At 68.9% G+C, this 21184-nt stretch carries 18 protein-coding genes; 9 read left to right on the plus strand and 9 right to left on the minus strand.

Features of this window, described 5'->3' with window-relative positions; all coding sequences use genetic code 11:
* The 4 genes from G3N96_RS24990 to moaD all read left to right on the plus strand — a co-directional run.
* On the plus strand, nucleotides 1-417 hold a 417-nt coding region (locus G3N96_RS24990), incomplete at its 5' end, for a molybdopterin-binding protein (RefSeq protein ID WP_346778911.1).
* Between the two features lie 202 nt (nucleotides 418-619).
* Nucleotides 620-1744: a GTP 3',8-cyclase MoaA gene (gene moaA, locus G3N96_RS24995; protein ID WP_206138837.1), complete on the plus strand. Its 1125-nt coding sequence runs from the start codon at nucleotides 620-622 to the stop codon at nucleotides 1742-1744.
* A 46-nt stretch (nucleotides 1745-1790) separates the two neighbouring features.
* The gene (locus G3N96_RS25000; RefSeq protein WP_069249442.1) at nucleotides 1791-2360 is read left to right on the plus strand and encodes a molybdenum cofactor biosynthesis protein MoaE; all 570 of its coding nucleotides are present in this window, start codon (nucleotides 1791-1793) and stop codon (nucleotides 2358-2360) included.
* Between the two features lie 52 nt (nucleotides 2361-2412).
* The gene (moaD, locus tag G3N96_RS25005; RefSeq protein ID WP_206138838.1) at nucleotides 2413-2670 is read left to right on the plus strand and encodes a molybdopterin converting factor subunit 1; all 258 of its coding nucleotides are present in this window, start codon (nucleotides 2413-2415) and stop codon (nucleotides 2668-2670) included.
* A 144-nt stretch (nucleotides 2671-2814) separates the two neighbouring features.
* Here the strand turns inward: moaD and G3N96_RS25010 are convergent, their stop codons facing one another.
* Nucleotides 2815-4239, minus strand: a complete 1425-nt coding sequence (locus G3N96_RS25010; RefSeq protein WP_206138839.1) for a PLP-dependent aminotransferase family protein — start codon at nucleotides 4237-4239, stop codon at nucleotides 2815-2817.
* Nucleotides 4240-4923: 684 nt separating this feature from the next.
* On the opposite strand from G3N96_RS25010, the gene G3N96_RS25015 reads away from it, so the two are divergent.
* On the plus strand, nucleotides 4924-7101 hold the full coding sequence (locus G3N96_RS25015; RefSeq protein ID WP_206138840.1) for a DUF4132 domain-containing protein: 2178 nt from the start codon (nucleotides 4924-4926) through the stop codon (nucleotides 7099-7101).
* 26 nt (nucleotides 7102-7127) lie between these two features.
* On the opposite strand, the gene G3N96_RS25020 is transcribed toward G3N96_RS25015, so the two are convergent.
* From G3N96_RS25020 to G3N96_RS25030, 3 genes are all read right to left on the minus strand, one after another.
* Nucleotides 7128-8039 carry a hypothetical protein gene (locus G3N96_RS25020; protein WP_206138841.1) on the minus strand — a complete coding sequence of 304 codons (912 nt, stop codon included), beginning with the start codon at nucleotides 8037-8039 and terminating at the stop codon, nucleotides 7128-7130.
* Between the two features lie 89 nt (nucleotides 8040-8128).
* Nucleotides 8129-8452 (minus strand): TfoX/Sxy family protein, encoded by a 324-nt coding sequence (locus G3N96_RS25025; protein WP_206138842.1) that lies wholly within the window; start codon nucleotides 8450-8452, stop codon nucleotides 8129-8131.
* A 340-nt stretch (nucleotides 8453-8792) separates the two neighbouring features.
* Entirely contained in the window at nucleotides 8793-10526 is a 1734-nt protein-coding gene (locus G3N96_RS25030) for a site-specific integrase (RefSeq protein ID WP_206138843.1), read from the minus strand.
* A gap of 301 nt (nucleotides 10527-10827) precedes the next feature.
* Between G3N96_RS25030 and G3N96_RS25035 the strand changes: the two genes are divergently transcribed.
* Nucleotides 10828-12012 (plus strand): hypothetical protein, encoded by a 1185-nt coding sequence (locus tag G3N96_RS25035; RefSeq protein WP_241022814.1) that lies wholly within the window; start codon nucleotides 10828-10830, stop codon nucleotides 12010-12012.
* Nucleotides 12013-12115: 103 nt separating this feature from the next.
* Here the strand turns inward: G3N96_RS25035 and G3N96_RS25040 are convergent, their stop codons facing one another.
* Both G3N96_RS25040 and G3N96_RS25045 read right to left on the minus strand, forming a co-directional pair.
* Nucleotides 12116-12307, minus strand: a complete 192-nt coding sequence (locus G3N96_RS25040) for a DUF2964 family protein (protein ID WP_089498574.1) — start codon at nucleotides 12305-12307, stop codon at nucleotides 12116-12118.
* Nucleotides 12308-12320: 13 nt separating this feature from the next.
* Nucleotides 12321-12800: a universal stress protein gene (locus tag G3N96_RS25045; protein WP_089444106.1), complete on the minus strand. Its 480-nt coding sequence runs from the start codon at nucleotides 12798-12800 to the stop codon at nucleotides 12321-12323.
* A 295-nt stretch (nucleotides 12801-13095) separates the two neighbouring features.
* Between G3N96_RS25045 and G3N96_RS25050 the strand changes: the two genes are divergently transcribed.
* Both G3N96_RS25050 and G3N96_RS25055 read left to right on the plus strand, forming a co-directional pair.
* The gene (locus tag G3N96_RS25050) at nucleotides 13096-13857 is read left to right on the plus strand and encodes a fumarylacetoacetate hydrolase family protein (protein ID WP_206138845.1); all 762 of its coding nucleotides are present in this window, start codon (nucleotides 13096-13098) and stop codon (nucleotides 13855-13857) included.
* Between the two features lie 161 nt (nucleotides 13858-14018).
* Entirely contained in the window at nucleotides 14019-15431 is a 1413-nt protein-coding gene (locus G3N96_RS25055) for a 3-deoxy-D-arabino-heptulosonate 7-phosphate synthase (RefSeq protein WP_206138846.1), read from the plus strand.
* Between the two features lie 45 nt (nucleotides 15432-15476).
* On the opposite strand, the gene G3N96_RS25060 is transcribed toward G3N96_RS25055, so the two are convergent.
* From G3N96_RS25060 to G3N96_RS25070, 3 genes are all read right to left on the minus strand, one after another.
* Entirely contained in the window at nucleotides 15477-16529 is a 1053-nt protein-coding gene (locus G3N96_RS25060) for an AraC family transcriptional regulator (RefSeq protein WP_206138847.1), read from the minus strand.
* A gap of 148 nt (nucleotides 16530-16677) precedes the next feature.
* A complete protein-coding gene (locus tag G3N96_RS25065) occupies nucleotides 16678-17013 on the minus strand; it encodes a hypothetical protein (RefSeq protein ID WP_124579194.1) in 336 nt (111 codons plus the stop codon).
* A gap of 32 nt (nucleotides 17014-17045) precedes the next feature.
* Entirely contained in the window at nucleotides 17046-18551 is a 1506-nt protein-coding gene (locus tag G3N96_RS25070) for a hypothetical protein (RefSeq protein WP_206138848.1), read from the minus strand.
* 451 nt (nucleotides 18552-19002) lie between these two features.
* Here G3N96_RS25070 and G3N96_RS25075 point away from each other — a divergent pair, with 451 nt between their 5' ends.
* Complete coding sequence (locus G3N96_RS25075) at nucleotides 19003-21168, plus strand: hypothetical protein (RefSeq protein ID WP_206138849.1); 2166 nt, start codon at nucleotides 19003-19005, stop codon at nucleotides 21166-21168.
* The last annotated feature ends 16 nt before the right edge of the window (nucleotides 21169-21184 follow it).

Genomic DNA, 21184 nt, shown 5'->3' on the forward strand with positions numbered 1-21184 from the left:
TCGTTCATCGTCGCAGGCGTGCGCATGAAGCCGGGCAAGCCGGTGGCGCTCGCCCGGCTCGACACGCGGCCGGTGGTGTTGCTGCCCGGCAATCCGGGGGCCGCGATGACCGCGTTCGCGCTGTTCGTCGCGCCGCTGATCCGCCGCCTGCAGGGGCGCAGCGCATGCCTGCCGATCGTGCCGTCGCTGCCGATCGACGCCGACTTCGAACCGGATCCGCAGCGCGAACGCTTCGTCCGCGTGCACTGCACCGTCGGCCTCGACGGCATGCCCGCGCTCGACACGTTGCGCCAGCAAGGCGCCGGCACGCTGCAATCGCTCGTGCAGGCGAGCGGGCTGGCGCGGCTGCCGGCCGGGCAGCGCATCGCGTGCGGCGACGCGGTACCGTATTACGAATTCGCGCACTGGCTCGCATGAGTGCAATGACGCTCACCCATCCGATTCACCGCCTTCGCCGTCGCGCAGGTCGTACGGCGAACTGTATCCCTGCAATTCGGGCGCGATTGTGTCCCTGCCGCGAAAACCCCGCGGACTATCCTCACGATGAGGCTCGTCACGCGCCGTGCGCCTGCCTATCCGCACACGCACGGCCGACCGGCGACGCCCCACCGCTTACTTCTTGCAGGCCGACGAACCGATCGTGAATGCCATCGTTTCAGCCGCGCCGGCCGCTGCCGCACTGTCCGGCGGCGCATCGCCCGGCGCTTTCCCCCGCACGACCGACACGCTCGGCCGCCCGCTGCGCGACCTGCGCCTGTCCGTGATCGATCAATGCAATTTCCGCTGCGGCTACTGCATGCCGCGCGAAAGCTTCGGCGCCGACTATGCGTTCATGCCGTCGTCCGAGCGGCTGTCGTTCGCGCAACTCGAAAAGATCGCCCGTGCGTTCACGTCGCTCGGCGTCGAAAAGATCCGCATCACGGGCGGCGAGCCGCTGCTGCGCCGCAATCTCGAAGCGTTGATCGAACGTCTCGCCGCGCTGACGACCGTCGACGGCAAGCCCGTCGAGATCGCGCTGACGACCAACGGCTCGCTGCTGGCCGCGAAGGCGCGCACGTTGCGCGACGCGGGCCTGTCGCGCGTGACGGTCAGCCTCGATGCGCTCGACGACGCGGTGTTCCGCCGGATGAGCGACACCGACGTGCCCGTGTCGCGCGTGCTGGCCGGCATCGAGGCCGCGCAGGCGGCCGGGCTCGCGCCGGTCAAGGTCAACGCGGTGATCGAGCGCGGCGCGAACGACGACCAGATCCTGCCGCTCGTGCGGCACTTCCGGCACACCGGCGTGGCCGTGCGCTTCATCGAATACATGGACGTCGGCGGCGCGAGCTTCTGGTCCGGCGACAAGGTCGTGACGGCCGCGCGGATGCGCGAGTCGATCGACGAACACTATCCGCTCGTGCTCGTCGGCGAACCGGCGCACGACGCGACCGCGATCCGTTGCGCGCACATCGACGGCGCGGGCGAAGTCGGCTTCATCGCGAGCGTGTCGCATCCGTTCTGCGGCACCTGTTCGCGGGCCCGCGTGTCGGCTGACGGGCAGCTCTACACGTGCCTGTTCGCGATGCAAGGCACCGACCTGCGGCCGTGGCTCGACGACGCAGCGTCGAGCGCCGACCTCGCCGCCGCCGTGCGCGAGCGCTGGACGCACCGCGACGACCGCTATTCCGAGCGCCGGGCCGCACGGCCTGCCCGCGCGCCGGGCAAGACCTATCCGACCGTGCGCATGTCGCTGGTCGGCGGCTGAGGCGCCGCCGCGCGACCCGGGACGCACCGCCTACAGGAGAATAGTCATGACGAGCTTCACCGAATCCCGTGCCGGGCTGCCGGACGATCCGTTGCATGCGGGCAGCCCCGCGCCCGACAACGCGACCGACCCGCATCCCGAACCGCCACCGTCGATTGCCGCGGGCTTCGAAGTGCGCGTGCAGTACGCGTCGATCGATGCCGGCGCCGAGCTCGCGCCGATCGTTCGCAATCCGAATGTCGGCGCGGTCGTGAATTTCCTCGGCGTCGTGCGCAACGAAGGCGACGTCGACGACGTGATCGCGCTCGAGGTCGAGCACTATCCGACGATGACCGAACAGGCGCTATGGAGCATCGTCGAGGAAGCCAGCGCGCGCTGGCAGCTCGAAACGATCAGGATCGTGCATCGCGTCGGGCGCATTCCGCTCGGCCAGGCGGTCGTGCTGGTCGTGGTGGCCGCCGCGCATCGCGGGGCCGCGTTCGATGCGTGCGAATTCCTGATGGACTTCCTGAAGACCCATGCGCCGTTCTGGAAGAAGGAGATCCGGCACGACGGCGTATCCGGCTGGGTCGAGGCGAAAGCGCACGACGACCAGGCGATGCGGCGCTGGGGCTGAGCGGGCGCACGGCGCCCTTTCCGATTCCGCCGATTCCTTTCAAGACATCGCGATGAAACTGACGATCAAATACTTTGCAAGCATTCGCGAACAACTCGATCTCGACGAGGAAATCGTCGAGATCGATGCGCTCGAACTCACCGTCGACGCGCTGCGCGACACGCTGGCCGCACGCGACGCGCGCAGCGCGGAAGCGCTGCGGACGGACCGGCCCGTGCGGGCCGCCGTGAATCTCGAGATGGTGACGGGGGGATTCATCGTGCGGGAGGACAGCGAGGTGGCGTTTTTCCCGCCGGTGACGGGCGGGTAACCTCGGTCAGGCAAGCCTCCGGGGCACGCGACTGCGAGCGCCCCGCCGGCGATGGCTTCCGCGCGGCCACCGCTGCACGCCGTCGACATGACGAAGCCGGCACCCGGCCGGCTTCGTCGTTGAAGTACAAGACACCGTGCCCGCTCACCGCATGCACGCCGCCGCCAGCTTGCCGACCGTGATCACCGCCTGCTCGATCTCCGGCGACCACGGGCTGCTGTAGTTCAACCGGATGAAGTTCCGATAGCTGTCCGTGATCGAGAACATGTAACCCGGCCCGATCGTGATCCCCTGCTCCAGCGCGAGCTGGTAAAGCCGCATCGCGTCGATCTGCGCAGGCAGTTCGACCCACAGCACGTATCCGCCCGCCGGGCTCGAGATGCGCGTACCCTCCGGAAAGAACCGCGACACCATCGCGCGCATCAGGTTCGCCTGCTGCGCATACGCCTTGCGCAGGCGCCGCAGGTGATGCTCGTAGCCGTCGCGTTCGAGAAACTCCGCGATCGCGAGCTGCGGCAGCGACGGCGTCGCGAGCGTGTTCAGGAATTTCAGCTTCTCGACCTGGTCACGATAGCGGCCCGGCAGCGCCCAGCCGATCCGGTACGCGGCCGTCAGGCTCTTCGAGAACGACGAGCAGTGCAGCACGATCCCGCTGCGGTCATACGACTTCAACGAACTCGGATGCGCATCGCCGAAATACAGTTCGTTGTACACGCCGTTCTCGATGATCGGCATCCCGGTCTTCGTCGCGAACTCGACCAGCTCGCGCTTGCGCTCGTCCGGCATCTGGAAGCCGAGCGGGTTCTGGAAGTTCGGCATCACCATGCACGCGGCGATCGGCTGCGACTTCGCGATCGCGGCCAGTGCCGCGATGTCGATTCCGTATTCCGGATGTGTCGCGACCTCGATCGCCTTCATTCCCATCCGCTCGATCGCATGCAGCATCGCGTAGAACGTCGGCGATTCCACCGCGATCGTGTCGCCCGGTTTCGCAACGGCCTGCAGGCACAGGTTGATCGCCTCCGTCGCGCCGACCGTCACGATGATCTCGTTCGGGTCCACCGACATCCCGTTTTCCAGGTAGCGGCGCGCGATCTGGCGGATCAGTCGCGGATGGCCGGGCGGCAGCCCGTCCGTCACGCCCCACAGCGACTTGTCGCGGCCGGCCGCATACGCGTACCGGTTCAGCTTCTCGAACGGAAACAGGCTCGGGTCCGGGTACGGCGAGCCGAGCGGCACAGCGTCGTCGGTGCCGATCGAGCGCAGCGTCGACAGCACGAGCCGGCTCACGTCCACCGACGACGAGATCGCGATCGGCTTCGACGGGCGTAGCTCGCGCACCGGCGCATGGCTGTCGTCGCGCCGCAGGTTCACGAAATAACCCGACTGCGGCCGGCTTTCGAGCAGCCCGCGGCTTTCCAGCAACAGATACGCGTGCAGCACGGTCGTGATGCTGATCCGGTGCTGCTGGCTCGCCTGCCGCACCGACGGAATCCGGTCGCCGTGCCGGTATACGCCCTGGCGGATCAGGCGCTCGATGTCGTCCGCGAGTTTTTCATAGAGTTTCATCGCGTGCCTCCCGCTGGGCGGCGCAGCTGGGCTGCCCTGCCGTTTGCGTCCGACACGCCCATGTTTCGCCCGCCGGCCGGGCCGTCGTGATTCCTGATCCTTCCCTCCGGTTTTGCCTTTTCCATCGCACTGGCTCTCTCTTGAAGATGCGCCAACAGGGTTCCGGTACGACTGGATCTGCGGCACTGTGCACTTGATGGTGGAATCTTAAGAGCAGAACAGTTGGCGACGAGTACACACATCGATCGCGCGAACAAGAGTACAGTTCGGCGCGCATCGCGCATGGAAGGAAAACTGTACGTCTTAAGAATGGGCCGCGAGGGCAGTGAATCGCGCGCAGCGACGCCGGACGGAGGTTCGTGACTTTACGGAACGGCAGGACAGCGGTGACGAGTGCACTCGGCGGCGGGACACGTTGCCGGGCAAATCGGGAACAAAAACTGTGCGATCACACGGTTTTTCATACAATTCCGCCTATCGCCCGCCAAAAACTCGTCGATCGCACGGTTTCTTCCTGAATTTCGCCGTCGGGATGTAACACAGCGACGCTCGGCGGCGAGATGCACCTGCTGCGCGCGATCCGCCATATCGTCATCCACGAGATGGTCGAGCGGCTGCGCCCGCGCTGACGCCAAACACCACCCAAGACGATCCGATGCCGCCACGCGAGGGCCGCCGAACCTCATGACCCAATCTGTCCGCCCGCCCATCGTCGACCCGCTCATCGCTCGACTGACCGGCACCGCCGACCACCCGCGCTTCACCGGCGCGCCGCTCGACCTGTCGACGCTCGACGCGCACGCGCTCGGCACGGTGTGGCCCGCGCTGCGCCGCACCGAGGAACACGTCGCGCAGCACGACTACGCGTACGGTGATCCACGCGCCGAATTCGCGCGCTGGCTGCGCACCCAGATCGACGCGCTCGAGCTCGCGCCGCTCGTCGACGCCGAAGCCGCGCTCGAACTGTTCCGCGACATTCCGGCCGGCGCGTGGCGGCGCGCGTTACAGGAACTGTCGTGTCTCGACGCGCTGCCCGCGCCCGCACTGCAGGCCGAACTCGTGCGCATCCTCGGCGAACCGCAGAACGACGGCCTGCAACGACTCTCCGTGTACGGGGAATATGCGCTCCATTCGTTCGCCGGCCGGCGCGACATCACGGCCTTGCGCGATACGTATGCGCAGTCGAATGCCGATTCCCCGTTTCGCGTGCGCGAGCTCGACGTGCTGCCCGAACTCGGGCCGGCGGCGCTGCTCGCGCTGGCCGCGACGAACGACGGCTATTTCGCGCCGAAACGGCTGTGGTTCAACGCCGACGATCCGGCCGCCACGCTCGCGGAGGAGCCCGCTTACGTCGACTTCGCGCGCGACACGCTGACCGATGCCGCGCGGCACGTCGCCGCGATTCACGCGGGTGACGTCCCCTATCAGGCCGATCGCGCGTTCACGACCGACGACGCGCAGGTCGTCGCGCGCGCGGCGCGCGTCGCGGCCTATCGCGACGCGCCGTGGCTCCCCCCGCTGATCGGGCCGCTGCTGACCGGCGTGTGCGTCGCGCCAACCGCCGCGAAAACCGCGCCGTCGCAATCGCTCGCGATCGCGCTCGGCCATGCGGTCGAGACGATCCCGACACCCGAGAGCGTGCGTGCGCTGCGCGATGCGCTGGCCACCGTGCGCCATGCGGGCGTGCAGAAGAAGCTCGCGCGTAACCTGAAGCCCGCTGAACGCGCGCTCGGCGAACGGCCGCACACCGCGCTGCGCATGACACTCGACGCGAAGCCCGACAAGAAGCAACTCGCGATGCTCGCCACCTGCATGGAAGCGGGTTTCTGGCAGTCGATGACGCTCGGCCATGCCGAATGGCGCGCGCGCCTCGTCGATGCGCCGGCCGGCGCCGCGTTCTCGACCCGCACGATCTGGCAGGCACGCGCGCGTGACGGCGCGACGGTCTCGTTCATGCCCGATATCGCGAAGGGCAAGGTCGTGCTGCGCGACGCCGCCGGCGTGGCGTGCGAACTCGACGCCGACAGCGAGATCCGGCTCTGGCATCCGCTCTTGGCCGATGCGGACGAGCGGCTCGCGTGGCAGCGCGCGATCGTCGGCCGTGCGATCCGGCAGCCCGTTCGGCAGGCGTTCCGCGAGTTCTACGTGCCGGCCGACGAAGACACCGCGACCAGTCATTCCGCGATGTTCGAAGGTCATGTCCTCGCGAGCCGCCCGCTGCTCGGCGTCGCGCGCCGCGAAGGCTGGTCGATCCGCGCGTACGACGACGGCCTTGCACGCGAGTTCGGCGACGTCCGCGCGACCTTCAGCGTCGCCGCGCGGCTCTTTCCCGGCACCGACGGCCAAGGCACGTCGGGCCGGCTGCACGTCGAACGCAGACACGAGCGGCGCTGGGTGGCCGCGCCGATCGGTGAAATCGATCCTGTCGTGTTCTCGGAGGTGGCGCGTGCGGTCGACCTGCTCGTCAGCGTTGCCGCGTTCGCGCTCGACGATGAAGCGACGCGCGCAGCCGACACGCCGGCGGATCCGGTGCGCCAGCGCGCCGCGCGAAACGAGCGCGAGCAGCGCCTGCACCGGCTGTCCGACCTGCCGCTCGGCGCGATGGCGCGGTATCGCAAGCAGGTGCTCGCGCTCGTGTTCGAGGAACCGATCGCGCACGGCCGGGTGACGCTCGACGAACGCCATGTGCGCGTCGGCGCATGGTCGGTGCATTGCGCGACGGGGCGCGTGACGCGCGACGGCGAACCCGTCGAACCGTCGATCGAACCGGCGCCGTCGCCGCTGCGCGCGGTGCCGTGGCTGCCTTACGACGAAGCGCTGCTGCAGCGGATCGTCGATGGGGTCGCGGGGTTGCTCGACTGAGGCGGCGATGCGGCGGCAGGCACCACCTACCGCGCCGCCTGCTGCCGCTGCACCTCCTGCGCTTTCATCTGCAGATACGCGCCGCGCTCGACCTCGTGCAGCTGCTGCGGATACTGCTCGGTCGCGTCGAACCAGCGCGCGAGGCGCTGGTCGAGCGGCTTGTCGAGCGTCGCGAGATACGTGTCGATCGCGAGGTAGTAGCGCATCGTGTTGCGCTCCAGCAGCCCGCGCACGCCGCCGACGTACTGCGGCTGCGCGGCCGATCCGCCGCTGACGGTCGTGAAGCCGACCTTGTCGCTGCCGACGGTCGCGAGGTAGGTCTTCATCGCCATGCGGCCCACCGTGCCGAAGCCATACGAATACGTCAGGTGCAGGAACGTGCGCGACGCGCCGACCGGCACGGCCTCCAGCGCGATCCGGTAATCCTTCGTGCCCATCGGGCCACTATCGGCGGTCAGGTCGACCTGGAAATAGTCGGGCGTCGCGGCCGCCACGCGGTAGCGGAACTGCACGCGGTAGGTGTCCGGCAGCTTCTGCTGGATCTTGCGGCCGAGGTTCACGTCGAGCACCGGGCCGTTGCCGCCGGTCGACGCGTGGCAATACTTCGTGTTCAGGTGCAGGATCAGCACCGCGCACCAGTTCGCGGGGCCCTGGGCGGGATCGTCGAGCTGGCTGCTCACGACTGCGTACGGGTAGTCGACCACGGCGTAGATGTCGCCCTTCAGCGACGACGACGCTTCCGCCGATTCGAGCACCAGCGGCCGGTGAAACGCGTTGTCCTTCAGTTGCGGGCCGAGGCTGCGGTAACGCTCGAGCAGTGTCGCCGCATCGTCCGCGCCGAACGACAGCGCGCTCCAGCCCACGCACAGGGCCGCGACGAGCGCGTGCCGGGCGCGGCGAGCAAGCCACGTGCCGCGCGGATGTCCGGATGTCTTCATTCTTGTGCTCCCACCGGATGCGCGATGGTCGCGCACATGTGTCACAGAATACGCCTGGCCGCAGCGCAACATCGCATGCGAGCGCGCCGTTATCGGCTCCGCTTCACCGGCACCGGCAACTGCGCGGCGGTGATCCGGACCAGCGCCGACAGCCATTCGCGATCGTCCCAGCGCTCGCCGGAGATCACGAGATGCGGCTTCGCGCCGGGATACGGCGAACCTTCTTCACACGTGCCGAGAAACGCGCGGCCTTCGGGCGTCGGCTTGACGAACAGCCGATCGTCGCACACGAGCGCGACCATCTTGCCGTCGCAATAGATGCCGTACTCGCCGAACATCTTGCGCGCCGATACGGTGCCGGCTGCTGCCATCTGCTCGACGATGAAATCGACTGTGCCTTGGCTCGATGCCATTCACTACTCCCGGCAAAATGGTTATGACCCCGGCACGCTCCCGACCGTTCCGCCTGATTGCGGATACGCTGCAGTGCGTCGTCCCTTGGTCGGAGGAGCGCGCATTCAGGCACGTGCGATCGCAATCGCCCGCCCCTGCCCGACATCGCTGACAGTTACATGACGGTGCGGTGAATCGCCCGATAGCGCTTCACAAAAATCGGGCTTCGCCTACGTGCCGGGAGAGCGGCACGGGCCGGCCGGCGATTGAGCGGCCGGCGACGGCGGAACAACGCTTTGCGCCGCGGCGCCGATTGCCACCGCGTTCCTCCCCGGACGCAGCGCCGACAGCACGACGCCGTTACTTCTCTGCCGCGAACGCGCTCGACATCTGCCGCGCCCGCTTCACGTCGTCGCCATGCAGGTAAATCGATGTCGTGGAAATCGACGCATGGCGCAGGTTGTCGCGCACGGTCGTCAACTCCGCGCCGCGCGCCAACGCGTGCGTCGCATGCGTATGACGCATCCAGTGCGGGCTTGCCTGCCGCAGCTTCTGCGCGAGCGCCGGGTTGTCGGCATCGACCTGATCGGCCGTCTGCGCGAAGAAGCGCTGCATCACCTTCCACAGCCGCACGCTCGTGATCGCGGCCGCGCCGTCTTCCGCGAGGCTCGGGATCAGCGGCGTATCGGGCCGCCAGCGCGACGGCGTGACCGGCAGCCGGCGGGCGACCAGGAAACGGTCGAGCCCCGTGCGCGCGAGCGGCGGCAGCGCGACGCGCGCGGCCTTGCTGCCCTTGCCGATCACCTTCAGCCACGCGTCGCCGTGCGCATCGGTCTCGATGTCGCCGAGCGTCGCGCCGACCAGCTCGCTCGCGCGCAGCCCGGTCGCGTAGCCGAAATCGAGAATGAAGCGCAGCCGTTGCGCGGCGGCCGGCGTCCAGCCCGACTGCGGCGCGGCCGGCGTGCCCTTTCTGAACTCGAGCCCGTCGGCGATCGTGCGCACGAGCAGCCACTCGCCTTCGGTGAACGCATGCGACGTGTCGAGTGCGTTCGGGCTGCGCGTGTCGCGCACCTTGACGCCCGCGAACGGATTCGCGAGCAGGTAGCGCTGCTCGATCAGCCAGCGGAACAGCGCGCCGAGCACCGACAGCGTGTACGCGGCAGAGCGCGCCGACAGCGCACCCGAGAACGGCCGCCAGTCGGGTGCACTGCGCGGCCGCACGGGCCCGACCCAGCGCTCGTGCGGTGTCGGGCGCCGCACGAACGCGCGATACGCGACCGCATCCTCGGTCGTCAGCGACGACAGCGCGCGACCGCGCTCGACGATCGCCCACAAGATCAGCCGCTCGGCCTCCTTCCGGTATGCACGGCGGGTCGCGGCCGATTCGTGCAGCGACAGCCACGCGTGCACGGCCGCGTAATCGTTGTCCGCATCGAGCGTGCTGGTCGCGCGCGGCGCGCGGAAGGTGCCGGCCGAGCCGTCGACCTCGTGCGGCAGCTTCAGCTGCTCCCACGGCACGATGGCGCCGCGCGGCGTCGCCGCGATCAGCGCGCGCGCCCGTTCGGTCAGTTCGGGATGCGCGGCGAAGAACGCCTCGATGTGCCGCGCACCGGCCATGCCGAGGCCCGCGATCGCGCGCCACCACTGGCGCCGCCGCGGAATCCGCACCGTGAGATCGGCCAGCGTCGCGATCCCGTGCGCACGCAGCGCGCCGACCGCACGCGCGGGCAGCCACAGGCCGACGTCGTCGCTGATCTGCGGGACCGGCGCACGCGCATGACGCAGCAGGCCGATCGCTTCGGCGGCCGCCTTCGCTTCCTGCCTACGCTCACCGTCGGCATGACCGAGCCGCTCCGCGAGATCGGGCCGGCCCACCTGCCGCGCGACGCGCACGAGGCGGCGGCGAATGGCGCCGATCACGCCGCGCGCCGAGCGCCCTTCACCGAGCCGATCGGGCAGGTAGCGCTCGACGGCCTGACGCACGGTCATGCCCGCGTACCACGCACGCAGCGCGGCCAGTTCGTCGGCGTCGGGAAAGCCTGCGGGTGCAGGTGTGGAATCGGAGGAAGGCGGTGAGGTGAGGCGCGGGTTCATGGGCGCCAGTTTGACAGAAGCGCGCGCGGCCGGATACGTCGTGTGTGGGGTTCCGGGCGAGATACGCGTTCACATGCAGGACGCTCAACATGGCCTGTTATCCTCCGCACTGCATTCCCGCGTCATCCGTTCGCCGCTTCCTCGCATCACGTTGCGACGGGCGAGATCCGCGTTGAACTGCGCTGGACGATCCGGCCATCCGTATCGGCATGCGCAGCCGGATATCAAAGGCTGCGTGGGTCGTCCAATGCAATTCCGGCCGTCGGTCAATCACACCTTTACCAACAAGAACCGCCATTCCATGACATCCCGCCGTCTCGCCGCGCTCGTTGCCGCGGCCTTGAGCTGCACCGCCCTGCCCGCCGCCTACGCGCGCACCTACGTCGCGCCGACCGCGTCGCTCGGAAAAGGGGCTTACGTTCACCAGTTCGTGCTGCGCGACCCCGTCACGCACCAGCCGCTGCCGAATGCGCGCTACCGGCTGTTCCTGCCCGGTCAGGTCATCGCGGGGCTGCCCGTCAAGCCGCAGGAGCATGACAGCGTGATCTTCGGCACGACCGATGCGGCCGGGCGCACCGTCCGGGTCCGGCTGCCGAAGCGGCATCCGGAGAAGCAATGGGTGTTCAATCCGATCGTCGGCGACGGCGATCTGGGCGAGTCGTTCCGGCTGGTCGAGCCGGGCGGCTCGGCACCGATCGGCCATTTCCCGTACGTGCTGGACGTGGAGAACGCATACCTGGCGTGCGGCTATTCGGATGCGAACGGCTACACCTACTACGCGCAATCGCGCACGCCGCGCAACGTCAATCTTTACGCCGGCACGCTGGCTGGGTCGGCCGACACCGACTGGTGCGCGGGCCCGGGCTTGACCATCGCGAACAGCGCGAATGCACCGGGCGCGCCTGACCTCTACACGCAATACCTCGGCAGCCTGGTCGCCAACGGCGACCGGATCAGCAGCGAATTGCGGCAGCAGATCGTCGCCAAGCTGCTGTCGCTCGCGATCGCCGAACGCGACGAGAGTCGCGTGGCCACCGCGCTCGATCTCGACAGGATTCCAGACGATCGCCGGAACGACATCGGCTACCGGCTCGCCGACGCCGGCGTCGCAGTCGAGCGCGGGCTCGCGATGATCGACGCGCATCTCTCGGAATCGCCGGACGATGCGTATGCGCTCGACAGCAAGGGCTGGGCGCTGTATCGCCTCGGCCGCAACGACGAGGCGCTGACGTGGTTCGACCGCTCGATCGCGACCTTCGCGAAAGGCGACGGCACGGACAAGGGCGCAAGCGAAGCCCAGGCAACCGGGCTGACGCACAAGGGCGAAGTGCTGTGGAAACTGGGCCGCCAGGATGAAGCGCGCGAGGTGTTCACACAGGCGCGGAAGATTCAGCCGAAGAACGACGAACTGGCGGAAACGTTGAAGCGGCTGGCGATACGGATCGGGCAGGACGACACGAAGGCGCCGGGTACCGCCAGCGAATAAGTGGAGCAACGGCGCGGCCGCGGCTGTCGCCGGTGTTGCGGACAGCGGCGGCCGGCGGTCTCCTGCACGGTCGGACGCAAGCAGCCGTGCGGGCCTGCCCGCCTCACTCTTCGCCCTTCGCGCCCGGATTGAGCATCACGACGAAGCCGGCCACGCCGACGACCAGCGCGATCGCGCCGCCGCGCAGCGCCATCGCGTTGTCGAACAGCAGCCCCGACACGACGGCCATCATCCCCGCGAGCGACACGAACACGGCGATCGCCGCGACGACGATGCGGGACTGGCGGCGGATCATCGCGCGCGCCGCGTCAAGCGGCCGCGGCGGCGGCCGCTACGTCGTGATCGTCGCCGCGAATCAGCAGCACCGGGCACTTCGAGCCGCGCACGAAGCGCTCCGCGACGCTGCCGAGCAGCACGCGCCGGATTCCGCGCCGCCCGTGCGTGCCGACCACCGCGAGATCGATCCCGCCTTCCTTCACGTAGCGCTGCAGGCGCTCCGCGATGTCCTCGCCGATGCTTTCGGTCTCGACGAGTTCGGCCTCGCCCTTCGCGCCGGCCAGCGCGATGATCTGCTCGGCTTCGCGCAGCACCTTGCGCCCGTCGTCGCGGATCTCCTCGACCAGTGCGTGCGGATCGAAACGGCCCGCGTAAGTGAACAGCACCGACTTGTCCACCACATACACGACGCTGACGTGTGCGTCGCCTGCCAGCGCGACCTTCACTGCCTCGGCAAGCGCCTGCTTCGACGAAGCGCTGCCGTCGACGGCCACCATGATCTTCTTGTACATGCGAACCTCGCTGGGGTGAGTTGCCACGCGTCTGGTCGCGCGGCCTTGTCACCATCATCGGCGGATGGCGGGTTCGAGTGTTGATGGCGATCAAGGTCGACCGGCGGGCGTCCGTGCGGCAAAGCGTCGCGACGCGATGCCGATACCGCTCGCTTGCGGCCAGGTCGCGAACCCGGCCGACACAGCAGCTGAAGCAGCGCGATCGAGCGGTCATCGTGCCGAAAGCGCTATCATCGAATGTGCGACTTTCGTCCGGCCCTTTTTTGCCGGCCCACTTTCAACTCGCTCAACCGACATGACAACGACTTCCGAACGCGTGGACGGCGCCGCCCAGCATCTCGTCGCCGCCCGCCATGCCGGCTCGCCCGGCCCGCTGCTGCCCGATGCGCTGCGCCCCGAGGACGTCGAGACCGCCCTCGCGATCCAGCAGCGCGTGGCCGACCTGCTCGGCGAACCCGTCGGCGGCTGGAAATGCGCGCTGCCGCCGCCCGACCGCGTGATCCTCGCGCCGATCTTCGCGTCGACGATCCGCGAGGCCGATGCGCCGTACCGCGTCGTCGGCGGCCCGATTGTGCGGATCGAACCGGAAATCGCGTTCGTGCTCGATCGCGACCTGCCCGCGCGCGAGCAGCCGTACGACGAACAGGACGTGCGCGCCGCGATCCGCGAAGTGCGCATCGTGCTCGAAGTGCTCGGCTGCCGCTACGCGGAACCCACGCGCGCGTCGAAGTTCGAGCTGCTGGCCGACGGGCAATTCAACCAGGGGCTGTGCGTCGGCCCGGTCGTGCCCGACGGGCTGAACGTGCCGCTCGAGACGCTGGCGCTGTCGTTCGAAGGCGCGCTGAACCGCGCGATCGACGGCCGCCATCCGGACGGCGATCCGCTGAAGCCGCTGGTATGGCTCGTCAATTTCCTCGCGTCGCGCGGCGACGCCGTGCGCGCCGGGCAGATCGTGACGACCGGTTCGTACGCGGGCGCGATCGACGTGCCGCTCGGCGATGCGCTGACGGTGCGCTTCGGCGACCTCGGCAGCCTGTCGGTGACGTTGACGGCGTGATGCGTGGGGTGGGCGGGAGCGGTTGCGCTGGTCGCTGACGCGCAGGTACGCCTGCGCCGTCGTGCCGACCGACCCGGCGTGATAACGTTGCACATCATCGCGTCCACCACTTCACTCCCCCAACCCCGGGCACGCGCATCGCCTTCAAGCCGATACCGACCATGTCGCTGACACCGCTTCCCGCCCTGCTCGACGAAACACTGCGTACCGTCGCGCGCCGCTACCGGCTGCCGCCGCTCGACAGCGCGCTGTCGCCGGCCGACGCCGCGAACCCGGCCGCCACGCTCGCGATCGTGATCGAGGCAGCGCGCCGGATGCGCAGCGACGGACAGACGCCCGACGCGGGATTGCGGCAACGCTTCATCGACGCGCTCGCGCGGATGATCCGCGACGCAATGGATACGCATGCCGGCGATCCCGCCTTTCAGGCCGCGGTGCTGCGCCACGATGCGCCGAGCGTGCGCGAATACGCGTCGTTGTCCGCGCACGCCGAGCAGGACCGTCGCGCGCTGCACTCGGCCGTCAACGCGATCGCGCACCCGGCCAAGCTCGAGCGCAGCGCCCGCCCCTGGCAACGCGACGGGCTCGCGCGGCTGCATGCGGCCGCCACCGCCGCGTCGTGGGCCGACCTGCACGACACGCTGCTGCACCTGCTCGCGCTGCCCGACATGGCGAACGACGCCGCGTTCGAGCAGGACATCGTCAAGCTGAAAGACAGCCCCGCGCTCGAACGCATGCTGCGCATCGACGCACTGGCATCGGACGAGCACGTGCGTCGCTACCGGGCGCTCTGGGTGCGCCAGGGCCCGCTCGAAGGCAGCACCGTCGCCGTCGCGCAGGGCGTTGCGTCGCAGCAGCGCGGCGCGGCCGTCGAAGCGCTGGCCGCACAGGCGCTCGACGCGCTGGCGCGCCGGCTCGACGCCGTCGACGCCCGCCGCACGTACCGGGTGGTGACGTCGATGCGCGTGCCGTCATCGATTCCGGGCCGCCACGATCGCGCGAAAACCGAATGGGACGCGATCCTGCTCGAACGCACGCGCGGCGATGACCCGGCGCCCGCCTGGAACGTGCGCTTCCTCGTCGAAGCGAAAGCATCCGCGGACGCCGCGACGACCGACCTGCCGCGGCTGCTGCGCGGCCTGAACCTGCTCGCGCAGGCCGACCCGGACACGCTCTATGCGTTCGAGACGCACCAGGGCACGGTGCGCGTGCACGGCGCATCGCTGCGCGCCCTGACGACCGACGAAGCGACGCTGCCACGCGAAGTGCTCTATTGCTGCGATGCGTCCGCCGACACGACGCCGCGGCTGCTGGGCGCCGCGAGCCGGATGCAGCTGCTGTCCGCGCAGGCGAGCCTCGAATACGCGAGCGCGCTCGCGCAGCGGCCGGATGCCGACCCGGACGGCCTCGGTGTGGTCTGGCACGCGCTGCTGACGCTGCCGCAATGGCATGCCGTGCTGCACCAGTATCCATCGTTGCGGCAGGTCCGCGAGCTGATGGTGGCGATCGACGACTGGCGGGCCGCGATCGACGATGTCGATGAAGGCGGCGTGGCGAGCAGCGCGTACGCGTGACGCACGACACGAACCGCCGTGCGGCGGCCGGCATGCCCCGCCCGCTCAGTTGGTGAGCACGCCGAACGGCAACGTCCATCCCGTCAGGCGGCCGCCGTCCGCCCATCGATCCTCGGCCGCATCGCATGGCAGCAGAACCGGCGCGGTCGCGCACTCGAGGGTTTCCTTCGGCGTATGACCGAACTCCGCCTTGAACAGCCGGTGGAAATACTTCTCGTCGGGAAAGCCGTGCGCCCACGCGATTTCCGCGATGCGCCGATGCCGGCGCTGCGGGTCGCCCAGCACGTGGTACGCATGGCGCAGCCGCCGGCGCGTGATCTGCCGCATCACGCCGCCGTCTTCCTTGAACAGCTGGTAGAGCCGCGCTCTCGACACGCCGATGTCGCGGCAGATCCGGTCGGGATCGAGGTCGGGCTCCAGCAGATGCACGTCGATGTAGCGCCGGACCCGCTCGGCCAGCGCCCCATCGATCGGGCCGCGTGCGTCGTTCAGCGCCTGCGTGGTGGGTGAAAGGGCCGCGGCCAGCAGCAGCAACATCGATTGCACGATGCTCGGGATTTCGTGCGTGCGCAGATTCGGCAGGTTGCGGAACAGCGACAGCATGTGGTCGCCGAGCAGCCGCCCCACGCCGCTCGTCAGCGTCTGGCCGTGCGCCTGTGCGGCATGGCTCGGCAGCAGGTACCTCGGCACGACCAGGCTGATCACGTCGCCGGCCTCGACCCGGCAGTCGTTGACCTGCGCGACGTCGTAGACGAATACGTCGCCGGCGCGCTTGACCAGTTCGGGCCCGCCGGTGTGGCTCGCCAGCCGCCCGCCGAGCAGCAGCGTGAAACGGATCGAATCCTGGCCGTCGAGCCGGATTCGCCGCGTGGTGCGATTGACCCGATAGGCCGGTGCGCGCGACCGCCACTGCCGGCCCGACAGGATCAGCGGGCCGAGCGCCGCGCCGCTCGCTTCCGCGTCGAACACGCCGTGGCCGCCGTCGTCATCGAGACGGTAGTCGCACAGCATGTCCTTGACCCAGACGTGGAACCGGTCCCGCTCGGGGTAGTCGATCGTGCGAAACTTGAAAACAGGGACGAATGCCGCTTGATCCATGACAGTTTTTTTATCGAGCCGACACGAGAGGATAGATCGGTTCGTCGATTATCGGACCAAATTGCGCCGGCGCAAGGCCGGCGCGGCATGTCGTCCACGCAAGCGGCCGACCGGCGCCCTGCGACGGGCGCCGTCGATCTCGCGGCCATCAGCGTTGCGGATGGCATTCCCAGTTGTTGTACGTCGGCCGATCGATCGGCGTGAGCCCCGGAATCATGAACACCGTACAGCCGAAACGCCGCCCCTTGCCGGTCGTCGCGTCGTAACTCACCTTCTGGCCGCCCAGCCCGTCCTTCTTCCCGTACTGCACGTTGGCGATCGTGATCTCGTCCGACGACGCGAGGCCGAGCGTCTTTGCGGTCGACGTCTGCACGTCGACCATGTTCATCTGCGTCGAACCGCACGCGGACAACACGAGGCCGGCGGCCGCCGCGCCCAGCGCGGTCCGCAAGGTAACAACGGTGCACTGCAAGACTTGCTTCATGGCTTCTCCTTCGAATGCCCGACGCGACACGATTACGAGCCCGGCGTATAAAAACTGGACTGGATCTGGCTGCCGATGTTCGCGGCGAACCCCTGCCAGACGAGCGCCATCGCCCCCGCTGCGTTGACGGCCAGCGCCGGCCACGTTCCATCCTGCGGATCCGCCGTCGACGTGCTCCACGCGCCGTTCCGGTAGCCGGCCACGAGGAGGACCGACGCGTTCGGCGTGCCCGTGTCTTCCCAGGCGACCGTCACGTTGCCGGCCGGGTCGATCACCAGCGGCGGGTACTGGAGCGCCGCCCCGTTCAGGTGTTCCGTCAGCTTCTGCAGCGGCCCCCAGTTTCCGCTGGCGTCCGACACGCTCGCCTGCAGCACCGCGCCGCCGTCCGCCCACATCGCGGCGGCCACGCCGTTTTCGTTGACGGTCAGCATCGGCGTCGCGATGAAACCCGTGGGCACCACGATCGCCGGAGCAACCGGCTGCGCGGGCTGCCATCCGGTTCCGGATACATAGCGCTGCGACATCGTGGCGTTGTAGAGCTTCCCGCCCGTCACGTCGAGCTGCCCCCAGACCAGCGTGATGTTCCCCTTCGCGTCCATGCCGGCGACCGGCGAGATGATCGTCGTGAACAGGCTCGAGTTCGTGACTACCGGGTTGACGTTGGTCCAGCCGTTGGTCGCGTCGTACGTGGCCGTCCACAGCGCCGACTTCGTATGGTTGGTCTGCCGCCACGCGAGCACCGCCCGGCCGGACGACAGCACCGACAGCATCGGCCGCACGTTGTCGGTGTCGCCGGTCACGGCGTCCGGGCCGCTCTGCACCGGCATCTGGACCAGCGCCGTCGGCGACCACTGCCCGGCCTGCGTATAGCGCGTCCACGCGATGCGCGTATCGAGCAGGCTGATCGACTGCGTCCAGGTGACGAGCGCGTTGCCCTGGCTGTCCATGCCGGCCGAATAGGACGACCCGGCCATGTCCGGCGCCAGCGTGACCGGCGTGCCCCAGCCGCTACCCGGGCTGTACGGGCGCGCCCACAACGCGTACGTGTTGGCGCCCGGCGTCCATTCGGTCCAGAACGCGACCGCCTGCCCGCTCGCATTGCCGACCAGTTTCGGCTGCACCCCGGTCAGCGTGTTCATCGCATGCGAACCGTCGCTCGTGTCGAGCCGCGTCGCGCTGCCCCAGCCCGAGCCCGCCACATGGCGCGCGCCCCACATTTCGTTGCCGTTCGTGCCGGCCGGGCCATTGGTCATCCAGGTGGCGAGCGCGTTGCCGCTCGCGTCGATGGTCACGCTGGGCTGGCCTTCCGGCCCCTTGCCGTCCACGGCCGCAGCCGTCGACCAGCCGGCCTGCGGCTGCGTCACCCCGCCGCCGCCCGTCGGGCCGCCGTTCGATCCGCCACCGGGCGACGTCGGGCCGGACGGCGTACCGGGCGTGTTCGACGACGACGACGCGCCGCCGTTCGTGGCGACGTCGTCGCCGCCGCAGGCGGACAGCGCGAGCGCGACTGCCATGACCATCCATGTAATGGGTTTCATCCGAATCCTCTTCTTTTCGTGTGCCGGCGCACTCTCGTCTGCCGTTCGCCGCACGATGCGTCGCATCGATCGGCCTATTGATAAGCAATACTATTGAACAGGCATGGAAACCGGCGTCCGCTCGCCTTCAATCACGATCGACTCCGTCGTGCGGATCGATGCGGACGCCGCTTCCGGCAGCCCCCCGTCGGGCAGCGACGACGACAAGTCGTCTATCGTCGGATGTCCGTCACTGCCGGCTGCATCTTAATTCAGACGATCCGGATTCAAGGTGGCGTTGCGTCTACACTGAGTGGACTTCCATTTCGCCGGCCCCGCATTCGATGCGGCGATCGGCCGGCCTGCGCGCACGCACGGGCAAAGCGACCGGTGCGGTACGATACGCGCCGGGGCGAAACGCCTCACCTGAGAGACCCGGCCGCTGCGGCCCCCTACCCGGCACAAGAAAAAAATGCCCAACACCCCATTGCTGCACCGACACCTGTTCGCCGCGCTGGCGGTCGGCCTGTTCTGGATTCCGGCGGCCCATGCCAGCGGCGACGACGGCTGCTATGCGCCGACCACGCTCCGGCAGACCACCTACTCCTGCGCCAACGTGCCGATGCTGAGCCCGGCCAACGACACGCGCATCAACGCGATGCTGATGATGGTCGACAGCGCCAAGGTCGCGCAGGCGTTTCCGGATCCGAAGACCATCCCGGCGAAAGACCGGGTCCACCAGATCATCGTGCCGTTCCAGATGGACTTCTCCGGATGGATCGATATCGGGCAGAAGGAGCCCGACAAGGCCGGCAGCGCAACGGATGCCGAAGCGCCGTCGAACCAGTACGCCGACGGCGAAGGCAGCATTTGCCGCAGCATGGCCTCGGGCGCCGAAGCGTTCAACGACGCACTGGGCGGTGCCGGTCTCCCCGCCGACGAAGCCTCGCGACTGCGCGCGTCGCGCGCCGACATCGCGCAGAAGACCTGTGCCGCCGGCGGCGCGAGCGCCGCGTGGACCAAACCGCCGGCCAGGTCGCCGCTCGGCCAGCAGTTCGCCGCGTACCTCGACGGCACGAACGCGTTTTACCGCGCCGACTTCCTCACCGCGACCCGGGCCTTCGCGAGCGCGTCGCACAGCGCGAACCCGTGGCTGAAGGAAACCGGGCTCTACATGGCCGGGCGCGCGCAGCTGAACGCCGCGCAGGCCAACGCGTTCGACCACGACAGCCCGGCGCCGACGCGCGGCCGCGTGACGAAGGTGTCGCTCGACGCCGCGAATACGGTGTTTCGCACTTACCTGAAGGTGTACCCGCAGGGGCGCTATGCGACCTCCGCAAACGGGCTGCTGCGGCGGGTCGCGTGGCTTGGCGGCAACGTCACGCAGCAGGCCGACCTGTACGGCCACGCGCTCGCGCGCTGGTCGCCGGCGACGTCGAACGTGCCGCTGATCCAGCTGGCAAACGAACTCGACAGCAAGCTGCTGTTCGGGGCGGAATTCGACGCGAGCCAGATCCAGTCGCCGACCGTGCTCGCGACCGTCGACCTGCTGCGCATGCGCACGTCGGACAGCAGCGATGCGAGCCGCAAGCCGCTGACGCTGGACGACCTGCAGGCGCAGAAGCCGCGCTTCGCGAACGCGCCCGCGCTCTACGACTACCTGCTCGCGACGTGGTACGTCCAGATCGGTCACAAGCCCGACGCCGCGCTCGCATTGCTGCCGCAGACGCCCGCGGAGCCGCTCGACTACTTCGGCCTGAGCCAGCAGGCGCTGCGCGGGTTCGCGCTGGAGGATAGCGGCCAGTCCGACAAGGCGCGCCAGCTGTGGCGCGACCTGATCCCGCACGCGACCTTCCGGTTCCAGCGCGAGGCGCTGGAACTCGCGCTCGCGATCAACCTGGAGCAGGCCGGGCTCGTCAACGACGCGTTCGCGGACGATTCGCCGGTGCAGAACGCCGCGATCCGCGCCGTGCTGCTGCAACGCTCGGCCAACGCGGACCTGCTGCGCGCACAGGCGCAAAACCAGGCGACCGGCGGCGCGCTGCGCGACACCGCGCTGACCACGCTGCTGTACAAGGAGCTCACGCGCTCGCATTACGCCGAGTTCATCGCCGATGCCGCGCTGGTGTCCGGCAAGCCGGCCGATCCGCTGAAGCCGTTCATCGCAGCCGGCGCCAGGAACGAAGACGGTTATACGTGCCCGTCCGCGCACGACATCGCCACGGCGCTCCAGCAGAATCCCGCCGATGCGAAAGGGCTGAACTGCCTCGCCGATTTCGTGCGCCTGCACCCGCCCGCGCCCGGCCTCGAAAGCGATCCGGTGCCGATGTGGATCCGCAACGCAGCGACGACGGCCGCCGCGCGCATCCCGCCGACGCTCGGCGCCGGCCCGTCGCAGTTCGACGGCAAACCGTACGAGCGGATGTCGAGCTACGTGACGGTGATGGCCGATGCGCAGGCGAACCCGAACGACCGCGCCTACGCGTACTACCGCGCGATCAAGTGCTATGCGCCGGGCGGCTCCAACGAATGCGGCGGCAAGGACGTGCCGAAGAGCGTGCGCAAGCGCTGGTTCGATACGCTGAAGGCGAGCTACGCGGGCAGCCCGTGGGCGCAGAAGCTTCGCTACTACTGGTAAGCGCCGCATGAAGCGC

Source organism: Burkholderia sp. Se-20373 (genome assembly GCF_017104705.1).
Lineage (GTDB): Bacteria > Pseudomonadota > Gammaproteobacteria > Burkholderiales > Burkholderiaceae > Burkholderia.